The sequence below is a fragment of the Pseudomonas sp. NFACC32-1 genome (genome assembly GCF_900101215.1).
Classification (GTDB): domain Bacteria; phylum Pseudomonadota; class Gammaproteobacteria; order Pseudomonadales; family Pseudomonadaceae; genus Aquipseudomonas.
This window is the reverse complement of record NZ_FMUL01000011.1, coordinates 37782-52653: the sequence shown is the minus strand read 5'-3', so window position 1 is coordinate 52653 and position 14872 is coordinate 37782. Positions and strand designations below refer to the sequence as shown.

Annotated in this window: 8 protein-coding genes; 6 read left to right on the top strand and 2 right to left on the bottom strand. The window is 63.6% G+C overall.

Translation table 11 applies throughout. The features are described from left to right. Window positions 1–21 precede the first annotated feature (21 nt). Complete coding sequence (locus BLP99_RS17245; RefSeq protein ID WP_072458959.1) at window positions 22–1125, top strand: polyamine ABC transporter substrate-binding protein; 1104 nt, start codon at window positions 22–24, stop codon at window positions 1123–1125. A 57-nt stretch (window positions 1126–1182) separates the two neighbouring features. Here BLP99_RS17245 and BLP99_RS17240 read toward each other — a convergent pair whose 3' ends face one another. Continuing rightward, window positions 1183–1794 carry a TetR/AcrR family transcriptional regulator gene (locus tag BLP99_RS17240; RefSeq protein ID WP_072396665.1) on the bottom strand — a complete coding sequence of 204 codons (612 nt, stop codon included), beginning with the start codon at window positions 1792–1794 and terminating at the stop codon, window positions 1183–1185. Window positions 1795–2215: 421 nt separating this feature from the next. Here BLP99_RS17240 and gabP point away from each other — a divergent pair, with 421 nt between their 5' ends. The 4 genes from gabP (at window position 2216) to BLP99_RS17220 (ending at window position 8340) form a co-directional block, all read left to right on the top strand. Then, entirely contained in the window at window positions 2216–3619 is a 1404-nt protein-coding gene (gabP, locus tag BLP99_RS17235; RefSeq protein ID WP_072396667.1) for a GABA permease, read from the top strand. Between the two features lie 281 nt (window positions 3620–3900). Next, window positions 3901–5622, top strand: coding sequence for a type I secretion system permease/ATPase (locus BLP99_RS17230; protein WP_072396680.1), 1722 nt, complete (start codon window positions 3901–3903; stop codon window positions 5620–5622). Continuing rightward, window positions 5615–6985 (top strand): HlyD family type I secretion periplasmic adaptor subunit, encoded by a 1371-nt coding sequence (locus BLP99_RS17225; RefSeq protein ID WP_092181184.1) that lies wholly within the window; start codon window positions 5615–5617, stop codon window positions 6983–6985. The genes BLP99_RS17230 and BLP99_RS17225 overlap by 8 nt, the downstream gene beginning before the upstream one ends. A gap of 2 nt (window positions 6986–6987) precedes the next feature. Beyond that, window positions 6988–8340 carry a TolC family outer membrane protein gene (locus BLP99_RS17220; protein WP_072396684.1) on the top strand — a complete coding sequence of 451 codons (1353 nt, stop codon included), beginning with the start codon at window positions 6988–6990 and terminating at the stop codon, window positions 8338–8340. A gap of 191 nt (window positions 8341–8531) precedes the next feature. On the opposite strand, the gene BLP99_RS17215 is transcribed toward BLP99_RS17220, so the two are convergent. Beyond that, the gene (locus BLP99_RS17215) at window positions 8532–14144 is read right to left on the bottom strand and encodes a putative Ig domain-containing protein (protein ID WP_092181181.1); all 5613 of its coding nucleotides are present in this window, start codon (window positions 14142–14144) and stop codon (window positions 8532–8534) included. A gap of 278 nt (window positions 14145–14422) precedes the next feature. Between BLP99_RS17215 and BLP99_RS17210 the strand changes: the two genes are divergently transcribed. Then, window positions 14423–14866, top strand: coding sequence for a CopD family copper resistance protein (locus BLP99_RS17210; protein WP_072396688.1), 444 nt, complete (start codon window positions 14423–14425; stop codon window positions 14864–14866). The last annotated feature ends 6 nt before the right edge of the window (window positions 14867–14872 follow it).

Here is a 14872-nt window from a genome sequence, read left to right as displayed (position 1 = left end):
GCCGCGTTGGAGTGTCTGATCATGAACAGATTTTTGCGTAACACCTTGCTGGGTGCAGCCGTTTCCTTGTCGGTATGCGGGGCGACCCTTGCCGAGGAACGGACGGTGCGGATCTACAACTGGATCGAGTACCTGCCGCCAGAAATCCTGAAGAGCTTCCAGGAAGAAACCGGGATTCGGCCGATCTACGACGTCTTCGACAGCGTCGAGACCCTGGAATCGAAACTGTTGACCGGCAACTCCGGGTACGACGTGGTGTACCCGAGCAGTTCCAACATCAGTCACCTGATCGCCGCCGGAGCGGTCCAGCCCCTGGATCGCAGCCAATTGCCGAACTGGCAGCACCTGGACCCGGAATTCATGAAGTCCCTCGAAGCGGTGGGTGACCCGGGCAACCGTTACGCGACGCCGTACCTGTGGGGCACGACATTGATCGGCTACAACGTCGACATGGTCCGCAAAGTACTGGGTGCCGACGTGCAGATGAACACCTGGGACATCCTCTTCAAGGAAGAGAACATGGCCAGGCTGGCCAGTTGTGGTGTCGGGTTGCTCGACGCCGCCAATGAAATCGTACCGATTGCCCTGCACTACCAGGGCCTGGATCCCAACAGCCAGAAACGCGAGGACTACCCACGGGCCCAGGCGGCAATGCTCAAGGTCCGTCCCTACATCACCTATTTCAATTCATCGCGCTATGGCATGGACCTGGCCAATGGTGAAATCTGCGTCGGGGTGGGCTGGTCGGGTGGTGTCGCCCTGGCCAGGCGACTGGCCGACGCGGCCGGCAAAGGGGTCAAGGTGGAAATGGCGTTGCCCAGGGAAGGCGCGCCGATGTGGTCGGACGTGATGATGGTGCCCACCAACGCTCCCCACACCCAGGAAGCCTACGCCTTCATCAACTACATCCTGCGCCCGGATGTCATCGCCCGGATCAGCAACAAGATCGGCTACCCCAACCCCAACAAGGACGCCACGGCGCTGGTGAATGCCGAAATCCGCAACGACCCGGCGATGTATATACCGGACGACGCACGCAAGACCCTGTTCGCCCTGGAGCCCGTGCCGGCAGCGGTGGAGCGGATTCGCACTCGCACCTGGACCGCCATCAAGACCCGGCGTTGAGCCCCGCGGCCCGGCTTATACCGCCGGGCCCGCCATGACCCCGCGGATCATCCCGCTTCAGGCGCGCATCCCCTGGAACAGCAGTTCGGTGATGCGCCTGACCTGGGTGGAATGAGCCTCGACATCCGGCTGCTCCTGGTTGACCAGTCGGTACAATTGCAGGTGCGAATAGTCGTTCAGCAGGAAGGCGGCCAGTTCGACGTCGAGGTCGGCGCGCAGCTTGCCGGCCTGCTGCAACGCCCTGATCAGCCCGCTGATCTCGGCCCTGAGCGCGTCGTTCATGGCTCGATAGCCTTCCGGCAATCCGTTGTCACCACCGAACAGGATCAGTGGCAGCAATTCGCGCCAGAGGCTGGGGTGCATGACTTCCAGGGCGTACCCGGTCAGCAAGCGTTCCAGATAACAAAGGGCTTCGACCGGATCCTCTATTTCAGGCATCCGGCTGCGAGTGTCCTTGAGGGCTCGCTGGTCGGCCTCGTGCAGGATCTCGAGGATGATCTCCTGCTTGTTGCCGAAGTACTTGAACACCGTGGGGGCCGACACGCCGGCCTGGCTGGCGATCTGCTCGATGGTGGTGTCCTGGAAGCCTTGGCGCTCGAACAGTTCGATGGCCGCCTTGCTGATGGCCTGGCGTCGTTCGGCTTTTTGTCGTTCACGCAATCCGCTCACGAAGAATCCTTGTCGTTGGGTAGAGCAGGGTGGTGCGATGGTCAGTCGGGATTTGCGCAACCTGTGGACGCGAGACTGGCATCGAATGGCCCCGGGGATCTTTTCAAAATACTTAACCCGATAAAATATTTAAAGCGATTATTTCGACACGAGCCCGCCGGCCACGGGGATTATGGGGGCATTCGACCCTACCGGCCTGGGCAAAATGCCATGTATTGAGTGGCGAGAACAGGCACAAACCCGACGCATACAGCTAACTGACTGGTGAGGAAAGACAGGTACCGTGGCGCAGCTTCCACCGCCGTGCGCCCGTACGAGACGGTGGCGAATACTCATTCAGGTGCCGCTTTTCAGGAGGAGCGAGTACCCAGGCACCGACCATTGCCCTGCACGCCTCATGCCGCCACAAGAGAATAAGAAAATGACCAGCCCCAGTTTCAAGGATTCGAACGGCCACCTGGCGCAGGGCTTCAAGCCTCGTCACGTCACCATGCTCTCCATCGCCGGGATTATCGGCGCCGGTTTATTCGTGGGATCGGGACACGCCATCGCGGCGGCGGGGCCCGCCGTCCTGCTGGCCTATCTGTTTTCCGGCCTGCTGGTGGTACTGGTGATGCGGATGCTCGGGGAGATGGCGGTGGCACGCCCGGACACCGGCTCCTTTTCAACCTACGCCGACCAGGCCATCGGGCGCTGGGCGGGGTTCACCATCGGGTGGCTCTATTGGTGGTTCTGGGTGCTGGTGATCCCCATCGAGGCCCTGGCCGCCGGGCATGTATTGAACCAATGGTTTCCCTCCATCGACGCCTGGTTCTTCGCCTCGGTGTCGATTGTCGCGCTGGCGGTGACGAACCTGTTCAGCGTATCCAAGTATGGCGAGTTCGAGTTCTGGTTCGCGATGGCCAAGGTCGTGGCGATCATCGGTTTCATTTCCCTGGGGTTCGCCGTGCTGATGGGCTGGATCCCGGAGCGGGAAGCCAGCGGCTTGAGTCGTCTGATGCAGGAGCACGGCGGTTTCGCCCCCAACGGCCTGTCGGCGGTGGTAGGGGCTTTCATCACCATCATGTTCAGTTTCATCGGCACGGAGGCGGTGACCATCGCCGCGGCCGAATCCGATAATCCCGCGCAGAACATCGCCAAGGCGACCCGCTCGGTGATCTGGCGCATCGGGGTGTTCTACCTGCTGTCGATCTTCGTGGTCATCTCCGTGGTGCCCTGGAACGATCCGCAGCTGGCTTCGGTGGGTTCCTACCAACGCGCCCTGGAGCTGATGAACATTCCCCATGCCAAGTTCCTGGTGGATGCGGTGGTGCTGATCGCCGTGGCCAGTTGCATGAATTCCTCGATCTACATTGCCTCGCGCATGCTGTACTCCCTGGGCCGGCGCGGCGATGCGCCGAAGTCGCTGAAGGTGACATCCTCCCAGGGTGTGCCGAGGGCGGCAGTCATTGCCAGCACCGTGCTGGGCGCCGGCATCACGCTGTTCAGCTACTTCATGCCCGCCGGGCTGTTCCAGTTCCTGCTCGCCAGTTCCGGGGCCATCGCCTTGCTGGTGTACCTGGTGATCGCCATCTCGCAACTGCGCATGCGCCGCATGCTGCGTCGCCAGAACGTCGAGTTGTCCTTTCGCATGTGGTTGTTTCCCTGGCTGACCTGGCTGGTCATCGTGTTCATCTCGGCGGCGCTGGCCGTCATGATGATCACCCCAGAACACCGTAGCGAAGTGAGCACGACCCTGGGCCTGGCGCTGGCCATTTCCTTCATCGGGCTGGTGACATCGCGGCAGCATTCCCAGGCGAAAGGCGCCGTTTCCCTGGGTTCGTAACCTACACACTGCGAAGGCCCTGTCGGGGCCTTCGTCCCCAAGCTGTTTCAACCCTGAAACAGCTCTCGGGTGCCCGGCATCCGCCCGTCACCCGCATTTGAAACCCCACCCTGCGAACCGGCACTAACCCGTGCTTGCGTTGTCAGTAATTGGCGCCTATGGCGATGAGGATCGCGCCTGATGGCGGCACGTCAGCTGCATGGGGCACACGCGCCTTCGGGCAAATAACTCGCGATGGATTGCGTCCTGGACCGACTATTCCTTTTGCGGGTTGCACAACTATGGGTTTGCTTCTCGATCCGCGGCATGACATCGATGCCGCCTTGTTGAGTTATCGCCGCGTGTTCTGGGCTCTGGCACTGTTCAGTGGGGTGATCAACCTGCTGGTACTGGTGCCTTCGCTGTACATGATGCAGGTCTACGACCGTGTCCTGACCAGTCGCAACGAAACCACGTTGTTCATGCTGACCCTGATCGCCCTGGGGCTGTTCATGTTCAGTGCCTTGATCGAGTGGGTCCGCGGCGAGGTGATGATCCGCATGAGCGCCGGGCTCGACGATGCCCTGGGCGAGCGGATCTTCGACGCCGCGTTCGCCCGTAGCCTGCGCGAGCACAACGCCAACCCGGCCCAGGTGCTCAGCGACCTGGCCACGCTGCGGCAGTTGATTACCGGCCAGGGGCTGATCGCCTTGCTCGATGCGCCCTGGCTGCCGATCTTCCTGCTGGTGGCGTTCATCTTCCATCCCTGGTTCGGCGTGCTCACGCTGGTGCTGGCCCTGGTGCTCATCGGTCTGGCGCTGTGGGGCGAACTGGCGACGCGGGCGCGCCTGGGCGAAGCCAACCGGCTGGGCGTGCAGTCGGCGGTCTACGTCAACAGCACGCTGCATAACGCCGAAGTGATCCAGGCCCTGGGCATGCTTGGGCCATTGCGTCAGCGCTGGAGCCTGTTGCAGCAACGCATCATTGCCGCCCAGGCCCACGCCAGCGACCGCAGTGCCCGTATCACATCGACAACCCGTTTCGTGCGCATCTCCGGACAGTCCCTGGCCTTGGGGCTGGGCGCGTTGCTGGTGCTCGAAGGGCAACTGTCGGCGGGCATGATGATCGCGATGTCGCTGCTGCTGGGTCGAGCCCTGGCACCGGTGGAAATCGCCATCGGTTCGTGGAAGCAGTTCAATGCCGGACGCCAGAGCTACCAGCGCCTGAGCCAGTTGCTGGCCCAGCATCCGCGCGAGCGCCTGCGCATGCCGTTGCCACCGCCGACCGGCGCGGTGCGCCTGGAGCAACTGTATGTCGGGGCGCCCGGGGCTTCTCAGCCGATAGTGCGGGGGATCAACTTCAGCTTGAACAAAGGGGACGTGCTCGCGGTGGTCGGGCCCAGCGCCAGCGGCAAGTCGACCCTGGCCAGGGCACTGGTTGGCGTATGGCCGCCCCTGGGCGGCTCGGTGCGCCTGGACAACGCCGAGATCAGTCAGTGGTCCGCCGACGCCCTGGGCCCGCACCTGGGTTATCTACCGCAGGACATCGAACTGTTCGACGGCAGCGTGGCGGACAACATCGCGCGCTTCGGCGAGCAGGACGCCGACAAGATCATCGCCGCCAGCCGCCACGCCGGCATCCACGAAATGATCCTGAGATTCCCCCTGGGCTATGACACGCCGCTGGGCCCCGGCGGGCTTGGCTTGTCCGGTGGACAGAAACAACGCCTCGGCCTGGCCCGGGCATTGTATGGGCACCCGTCCCTGGTCGTGCTCGACGAACCCAATTCCAATCTCGATGAAGCCGGCGAGCTGGCGCTGGTGCAGGCCATCAACGCGTTGAAGTCTTCCGGCAGCACCGTGGTGCTGATCACCCATCGACCCACCGTACTGGCGGTGGTCGATCACATCCTGGTGCTCAAGGACGGGATCCAACAGGCGTTCGGGCCCCGTGACCGGGTGCTCAAGGCGCTGATGCCGGGGCCGCGACCGGCCACGGTCAAGGAGGCCGGCGAAGATGCGTGATCTGACTCCGGGGAAACAGGTGTACAGCGAGCATGGGATGAGCGTGCGCAACGTCAGTGTGCTGCCCGGCGCCAGCACCGATGCCGGTGCGGCGGCGCGATATGGCGTGGGGTTCCTGGTGCTGGCACTCGGCGGCGCCTTGCTCTGGGCCTGTCTGGCACCGCTGGACCAGGGCGTGGTGGGCAGCGGCACCGTGGTGGTGGCGGGCGAGCGCAAGGCGGTGCAGTCGCTGGTGGGGGGCGTGGTGGAAAAACTGCTGGTGAGCGATGGCGATCGTGTCAGCCAGGGCCAATTGCTGGTGCAGCTCAACACGGTGCAGGCGCAGTCGCAACTGGACGTGACCCTGGGCAAGCTGCTCAACGGCCGGAGCATCGAGGCACGCTTGATCGCCGAGCGCCTGGGCGCTTCGCAGATTCAATGGCCGACGCAATTGCTGGAGCGCGCCGAAGAGCCTCGAGTCAAGGCCGCCATGGCACTGCAGAGCCAGTTGTTCCTGACCCGTCGCGCAGAGTTGGGCAGCCGCTTGCAGATCATCGAACACGAAGTGGCCGCGTTGCAGCAGCAATTGCTCGGCTATGAGGGCGTGAAGCGCAACTACGACGCGCAGATGCGGTTCCAGCAACAGGAACTGGAAGGCCTGCGTGACCTGGCCCGTGAAGGCTATGTCCCGCGCAACAAACTCTTCGAGGCCGAGCGCAACGCGGCGCAACTGGCCGGCCAGATCGCCTCCGGGGTCGGCGACATCGGCAGGACCCGGCAGGCCATCAACGAGAGTCGGCTCAAGGCCTTGCAGGCGCAACAGGAGTTTCGTCGCGACGCCGAGACCCAGCTCAGCGAAGTGTCTGCCGAAGTCGCGGGATACGCCGACCAGATCCGTGCCTTGCAGTTCGAAGTCGATAACGGTGCCATCCGCGCGCCGACGGCCGGGCAGGTCATGGACCTTAACATTCACACGGTCGGTGGCGTCGCCCAGGCCGGCCAGACCCTGATGCAGGTGGTACCGCTGGATGCGCCCATGGCCATCACTGCCCGCTTCGAGCCGCTGATGGCCAACAAGCTGCGACCGGGCTTGCCGGTGCATGTGCATTTCACCGCCCTGCAACGGGTGGACACCCCGACGGTGACGGGCACGGTGAGTACGGTGTCGGCGGACCAGTTGATCGATGAGCAGACGCACCTGCCGTACTTCTCCGCCAAGGTCGAGATCGCCGCCGACACGGTCGCCGCGCTGCAGGCCGCCGGGTTGCAGGTGCGCCCCGGCATGCTGGCCGACGTCACCGTGGTGACCGGCGAGCGAACCCTGATGAATTACCTGATGAAACCTTTGCGCGAACGCTTGCTGGCGGCCTTCAAGGAGGAATGAGCATGACTGACCGTTGGCTTTATCGTCGCCGGATGCTGTTGAGCCTGTGGTGCAGCGGTTGGGCGGCGATCAGCCCCTCGTGGGCCGCCGAGGACGGCCTGAGCCTGATTGCGGCGTACGATGCTTCGCGTCTCAACGATCCGACCGTGCAGTCGGCGGCCCACGCATTCGAAGCCTCGCGCCATGAAGAGGCGATCGGGCGTGGCGGGCTCTATCCGCAGGTGTCCCTGACTTCCCGTTATGGTTATGGCGGACGCACCGATGGTGGCGATGACAGCACCTACGTCAACAGCAACGACTACCAGGCCAACAACGTCACCCTGGCGGCGCAGCAGCCGCTCTATGACAAGGCCCGCTGGGCGGCCTACCAGGAAGGCAAGGCCCGTGGTCAGTTGGGCAGCCAACAGTTCGATGTCGCTGACCAGGCCCTGTACGACCGGGTTGCCAAGGCCTACTTCGACGTCGCCCGGGCCGAGAACGAAATCAAGCTGATCGCCCAGCAGAAGGCCGCCATCAATGGGCTGGTCATACAGAGCAAGAAGCTGTTCCAGGGGGGGCAGGGGGCGGTGACCGATATCGATGAAGCCCAGGCCCGCCTGGACCTGGTCGAGGCCCAGGAAGCCGAGGCACAGGCACGACGGGTGGCTGCGCTGCGGGCGTTGTCGGGCCGGGCCAGCGTGCCCATCGAAGACATCCAGCCGATGCGCGAGGAGCTGGCCGCCAGCAGCCCGCTGCCGCCCGAGCAGGACCTGGGCTACTGGACCGCCATCGCCCGCCAGGCCAGCCCCGAGCTGGCGGCCCGGCTGGCGGCGGTCAAGGTGGCCGAGGCGCAGGCCGAGAGCCAGCGCGCCGGGCATTATCCGACCTTGTCGCTGACCACTCAGCTGACCCGTCGGGAAACCCGTCAATACCAGGAGCTCGATCCTCGCCAGGACACCTATTACGTTGGTGTGCAGCTGGATATCCCGTTGTATCGCGGCGGCGCGGTACGCGCCTCGGTGGCCAAGGCCGAAGCGCAACTGGCCGGCGCCCAGTCGGACTATGACGTACAGCGCCAGCAACTGGCCGAGGATATCGAAACCGACTACATGGGCGTGGTGGCCGGGTTCGCCAAGAGCAAGGCGATGCAAAGGGCGGTGGAGTCCAACCAGCGGGCATTGACCTCGACAGAAAAAGGTTTCCAGGGCGGCGTGCGTTCCACCGTGGACATCCTCGATGCCCAGCAGCGCGTCTTCCAGGCCCGTCGAGACCTGCTCGACACCAAGCTCGACATGCTGCAAAGCTACGTCAGCCTGCACACCCATACCGGCCAGATGAATCGCGCGGTACTGGCGCAGGTGCAAGGCCTGTTCTAGACAGTCCAGGGGTCAGGTTCGCCACAAGAAAATCGTCCAGGCGCCGTGCCTGCCTTCAGGTTTTCAGGCACAGCAGGCTCCTGTGGAAGCGAGCTTGCTCGCGATAGCGGTGGGTCAGTCAGCATCCATGCTGGATCTGCCGCCGTCATTGCGAGCAAGCTCGCCCCCACCGTTTGACCTGGGGGCTTGATTCAGGCGGTGAAGTCGCTGGCATGCAGCTCCTTGACCCCCACCAGTTCGAACTCGAACTCGGCGGTGGCGTCGGCGTCGACACTGCCGTAGAGAATGCCATCGGCGAAGCGCAATTGGCCGGTGGCGTTGCTGGCGTCGAAGGCATTGCTGCCGATGAAGGTGAAGGCATCGACCGTGGCGGTCAACGGGTTGGCGTCCAGGCCGGTGAGGTCCAACTTGTCGAACTCCGCGCTCTTGAAGCCACTGATCACATCGCGCAGAGCCCCGACGCCCATGTCCGACAGCGCACCAAACGCGTAGGTGTCGGCGCCCGTGCCACCGGTGAGGTTGTCGGTGCCCGCGCCGCCGATCAGCCGGTCATCGCCCGAACCGCCCACCAGCGTATCGTTGCCGGCCCCTCCATCCAGGATGTTCGCCGCACTGTTTCCCGACAGCGTGTCGGCGTAGGCGCTTCCTTTCAGGTTCTCGATGAATTTCAAGGTATCGAGCCCCGAGCCCACGGTGTTCTGTTGCGCAGACGTCGAGAGGTTGACGGTTACGCCGGACAAGGTGCGTTCAAAACTGGCCGTGTCATTGCCGTCGCGTCCATCCAGGACGTTGTTGCCGGCGCCAGCGAACAGCGTATTGTCCAGGGCATTACCGGTGCCGTTGGCGGCGCCGGTGCCATCGACATACAGGTTCTCGACGTTGTTGCCCAAGGTATAGGTCGCCAGGCTGCTGTGCACGCTGTCGATCCCGCCTGTCAGCGCATTGCCGTTGGTCTCGATCACGCTGTCGTCGACGTTGTCGACAAAGTAACCGTCGTTGCCGTCGCCACCGCTCATGCTGTCGGCCCCGGCGGCGCCGTCCAGCACGTTGTTGGCGGCATTGCCGGTGATGAAGTTGCGGCGTTCATTGCCGGTACCGTCGATCTGCGACACACCGGTGAGCACCAGGTTCTCGAGATTGGCTCCCAGGGTCCAACTGACCGAGGCCTGCACTGTATCGATCTGCGCGGTCGAGGTGTTGGTTTCCACCACGCTGTCGAGGGCATTGTCGACCACATAGATGTCGTTGCCATCGCCCCCGGTCAGGGTGTCGGCGCCCAGGTCGCCATCGAGGGTGTCATTGCCCGAGCTGCCCACCAGGGTGTCGTCCTGGTCAGTGCCGGAGATCATCCCGCCTTCGTTCTGGGCACCGTCGAAAATGTCCTGCACGCTGTTGTTGTCGTTGGGGTTGCCCTGGAAGCCCAGGTCATTGGCAATGTAATCCGCCAGGCGCTGGCCGACGATCTCCGCCGATTCCTCGTGCAGGTGCCAGACATCGTCCGGGTACACCAGTGGATCGACTTCATAGCGCAGGGGCAGATCGTTGTAGTCCACCGCCAGCTTGACGTCGGCACGTTCGGCGGCGATGGCTTCCTGGGCGGCGCGGACATAACCGACGCCTTCGACGATGGAAGCGATCTTCTCTTGCGAATAGCCGCGGGCCCGGGCCGCGTCCTGCTCGTAGTGGCCGGTCTCCATCAGGTACACATTGAAATTGCCGAACTGGGCGTGCAGGTAATCGAAGACTTTCAAGGTCGCGGCCTTGTACGCCGCAGCCGCCGCGGCCTTGTCGGTGGAACGGGCGATCTCCTGGGCGGCTTCCTCGCCCTGGCCCCAGATGATGCCCATGGTGACGTTGTCGATCGCCTGCAGTTCGGTGCGCTGGTCGCGCAGCAACGTCACCGCTCGCAACAGTGCCGGCCCGGGTTGGTTGGTGTCTGTCAGCCACCAGCACAGCTGGAGTTCCTCGGGGCTGAGTGTGGACAGACCGTTGACCGTGCTGCCACCGACCGCGATGTCGATGCCGTTGCCATCGGCATCGGTGAACTGGCTGCGCACGTCGTAGGTGGTGTAGCGGTTCAGGTCATTGACCAGCATCGAGGTGCCGGACTGGTCGTCGTCCTCGGTCATGCGCAGCAGGCGCGCATTGGATTGGCCAAGGGTGGGCAGGTAGAGGATGTCCTGCTGGGCACGCTCGCCGAAGACGAAGTCGTTGGCGGTGAGGGTGTTGAGGTAGTTGCCGTTGAGGGCGATCTCGAAGCGATTGCCATCGGCGTCGGCTTCGGCGGACTTGATGTAGGTCTTGTCGCCGGCCGCGTTCAGGGTCATGTACAGCGTGCCGTTGCTGCCATCGCCGAGGCCGAGCAAACCCAGCCCCGAAACGTCGATCTTGTCGACGCCCACGGTGAAGTCATAGATCGTGTCGGTGGCCGTGACACCGCCGGTGTCGTAGTCGCGATAACTGTCGGACAGGTTGTTGTAGCGGAAGGTGTCGACCCCATCGCCACCGTACAGCGAGTCCCGTCCGGCGCCACCGTCGATGATGTCCGCACCGGTCCCGGCCTTGATCGTGTCGGCGCCGCCCAGGCCGAGGATCAGGTCCGCGCCCGCCGTACCGTTGAGGCTGTCGCCATTGCTGGTGCCGGTGATGGTGTTGGCGGGGGCATCCGCCACTGCCAGGCTGAAGTTGTCGCTGACCGATGCGCCCGCCGGGTCGGTGGCCTTGACCAGTACGTCGTAGGTCCCCGCGGCGGTACTGGTGGGCGTACCGCTGAAGGTCAGGCTGGTGGCATTGAATGTCAGCCAGGCGGGCAGGGCGCTGCCGTTGGCCAGGGTGGCGGTATAGGTCAGCACATCCTGGTTGGCGTCGGTGAAGCTGTTGTTCGCCACCGTGTAGGTGAATGGCGTGCTTTCACTGGCCGTCTGGTCCAGGAGCGGGATGGCCACCACCGGCGCCACGTTGGTGGGGGTGGTCTGGTCGGCGAAGACGAAGTGACTGGCCGTCAGGCTGCTGGCGAGGTTGCCCGCCATGGAGATCTCGAACCGGTTGCCGTTGGCGTCGACCGTCAGGTCCTTGAGATAGGTCCGGTTGGTGGAGGAACTGTAGGTGACCTGCAAGGTGCCGTTGAGCCCGTTGCCCAGGCCGGTATAGCCCAGGGCCGATACATCGATCTTGTCGGCGGCCACGTCGAAATCGAGGATCTGGTCACTGGCGCTGGTGGAGCTGGTGCGGTAGCTGTCGAGCTTCGAGGTGTAGCGGAACACATCGGCCCCTGTGCCGCCGGTGAGTTTGTCGACGCCAGTGCCGCCCACCAGGATGTCGTTGCCGGCACCGCCATTGAGGGTGTCGTTGCCCGCGCCGCCGAACAGCTGTTCATTGGCCGCTGTGCCAGTCAGGGTGTCGTTGTTCGGCGTGCCATTGATGACAATGGCGGTGGGCACGTCCTGTACGGCGAGGGTGAAGCTGTCACTGACCGTGGCGTTGCTGCCGTCGGTGGCGGTGACCTGGATCGAGTAGGTGCCCGATGCCGTATCGGGAGGCGTGCCGTTGAAGGTGCGTGTGGCGGCATCGAAGGTCAGCCAGGCGGGCAGCGAGTTGCCATTGGCGAGCCTGGCGGTATAGCTGAGGCTGTCGTTGTCCGGGTCGGTGAAGCTGGTGGCCGGTACGACGTAGCTGAACGGGGTGTTCTCGGTGGCGTTCTGGTCCAGCAAGGGCGTGGCCAGCACAGGGGCCTGGTTGGTCGGTGAGGTCGCGGCGAAGACGAAATTGGCGCTGGTCAAGGTGTTGAGGTAGTTACCCTCCAGCGCCACTTCGAAGCGGTTGCCGTTGGCGTCGGCCTCCAGGGATTTGACGTAGGTCTTGGTGCCGGCGCTGTTGAGCACCAGATAGACGGTGTTGTTCTTGCCGTCGCCCAGGCCGGTGAAGCCCATGGCCGAGAGGTCGAGCTTGTCGGCACTGACGTTGAAGTCGGTGATCAGGTCTCCCAGGTTGGCGCCGCCGGTGTTGTAGTTGCGGTAGCTGTCCAGGCGGTTGGCGAACACGAAGGTGTCCGCCCCGGCACCGCCACTGAGGGTATCCATGCCGGCGCCGCCGTCGAGCTTGTCGTCCCCTGCGCCGGCGCTGAGGCTGTCGTTGCCGGCCAGGCCCAGCAGGGTGTCGGCCGCATCGCTGCCCAGCAACGAGTCGCTGGCGCTGGTACCGGTGATTACGCGATTGAAGATGAAATTGCTCGCCGTCAGGGTGCTGGCCAGGTTGCCCGAAAGGATCAGCTCGAAGCGATTGCCGCTGGCATCGGCGTCGAAGTCCTTGATGTAGGTGCGGTCGCTGCTGGCGTTGTAGCTGACTTGCAAGGTGCCGCCACGACCGTTGCCCAGGCCGGTGAAACCGAGGCCGGCGAGATCGATCTTGTCCTGGGTGACGTCGAAGTCGGTGATGGTGTCGTCGAAGCTGGTGGTGGCGTTGCGATAGCTGTCGGACTGGCTGCCGAAGCGGAAGGTATCGGCCCCGGTGCCGCCGGTGAGCTTGTCGACGCCCGCGCCGCCGACGAGAATGTCGCCACCGGCCGCGCCATTGATGGTGTCGTTGCCCGCGCCGCCATAGAAAATCTCGCTGGCGGCGCTGCCCAGCAGGGTGTCGTTGCCGGCAGTGCCTTGTACCGTGGTCATGGGCACCGTAGCACTGACGTAGCTGCCGTCGCCATAGACCAGCGTGGCGCCCTTGCTGGTGTGGCTGATGGTGTTGGCGATGATGGCGTTGCGGTCGGTGCCGTCCTCGTTGCGCTCGGCGACGCCGTAGGTCGACAGGTCGCTGCCGGTGATGAGGTTGCCCTGGATCGTGTTGTCGCTGCCGTTGAAGTACTTCCCGGAGACCCCCAGCGTGTCGTCGTAGGACTGGATGATGATTTCCGGCACCGGTGCGCCCAGGGAGTTGTTGTTGAGGGTGTTATCGATGACCTCGACGTGGTTGCTGCCGTAGATGCGAATGCCGGCGCTGGCGTTGTCGTGGATGTCCACGCCGCTGACCGTCACTTCGCTGGACAGCTTGATCAGCACCCCTTCGGCGCCGTTGCCATAGACCTCGCCACCGGTGATGGTGATGTTGCTGGGGGAGGGGATGTCCTCGCTGCCGCGCTGGACCACGATGCCATTGCCGCCGTTGTCGTAGGCGATGTTGTTGGTCAGGGTGAAATCATGGGTGCTGGTGACGACGTTGAAGCCGTGGCGGTCGTTGTTGTAGGCGACGTTGTTTTCGAACGTGCTGTCACTGAGGAAGTCCGCCACGAAGCCATCCAGGCCGTTGCCGTGGGACACGCTGTTCTTGATGACCATGTTCACGGTCTGCTCGTGGGGGTCGAAGCCGTACCCGGAGCAATCCTTGATCTCGACGCTGTCGAGGGTGACGTTGGAATCGTAGCCTTCTTCGCCGGGGATATAGCCGTTGAACCAACCGTCGACCTTGCCGGTGGTGCTGTCGCGGTTGCCGTCGATGGTGAGGTTGCTGACGCCGAAATCGTGGGTTTCCTCGCCATAGGCCGAGCGGATGATGCCGGTGATCTTGGTGTCGGAGCCATCGGCCAGCTTGACCGTGGTGTCGCCCATGCCGTCGCCGTACAGATAGACGTTGCTCTTGAGCATCAGGCAGCCGTCTGAAGGTTCCTCTCCACCCGAAACGATATAGGTGCCGGTCGGCATGTAGACCTGGCCCCCACCCGCAGCGGCCGCCGCGTCGATCGCAGCCTGGATGGCCGCAGTGTCATCGGTAATACCGTCTCCTTTGGCGCCAAAATTTTGTACGTTGAAAATCATGAGCTTATCTCCGTATCGGGCTGGAACCACGGTAAATGCCAATATTCCATCGGCAACCACGCAGTTATGACCCGGTGGAGCGAGAAAGTTGTGACCGCATATCGGGCAAGTGTCAAATAGCCGGACTACCGGATCGACGGTCGAAACGAAAACAACGGTCCATTGACGCCTGCGGCGTCCTGGAGCGGCCATTGCTGCCTTTGTTGATTGGCATCAAGCCCGGGGCCGAGCGCCCGCGGTAGCCTCGAACAAAGGTCGCCCGGTGATGAAGGAGCCCCATGAGCTATCCGCTATTTCTGACGTTGCACCTGTTCGCCGCGCTGGTCTTTATCGGCACGGTGTTCTTCGAGGTGCTGTTCCTGGAAAGCATCCGCCGGCAACTGCCCGGCAAGGTCATGGTGCTGCTGGAGCAGGGCATCAGTCGGCGCGCCCGGCAATTGATGCCCTGGGTGCTGCTGGCGCTGTTCGGTGCGGGCGCCGCCATGGTCTGGCTGCGCTACTGGCCGGCGCTGATGTCGCCCCTGCAATCACCGTTCGGCTTGCTGCTGGGGCTCAAGATCGGGCTGGCCGCCAGCGTGCTGGGGCATTTCCTCTGGGCCATGTGGCTGTTCAAGCGTGGACGGATGAATGCCCGTTACGTACGGATCATTCATACCCGGGTGTTCCTGCACCTGGTGGCCATCGTGCTGCTGGCCAAGGCCATGTTCTACGTGACCTGGTAGCGATGG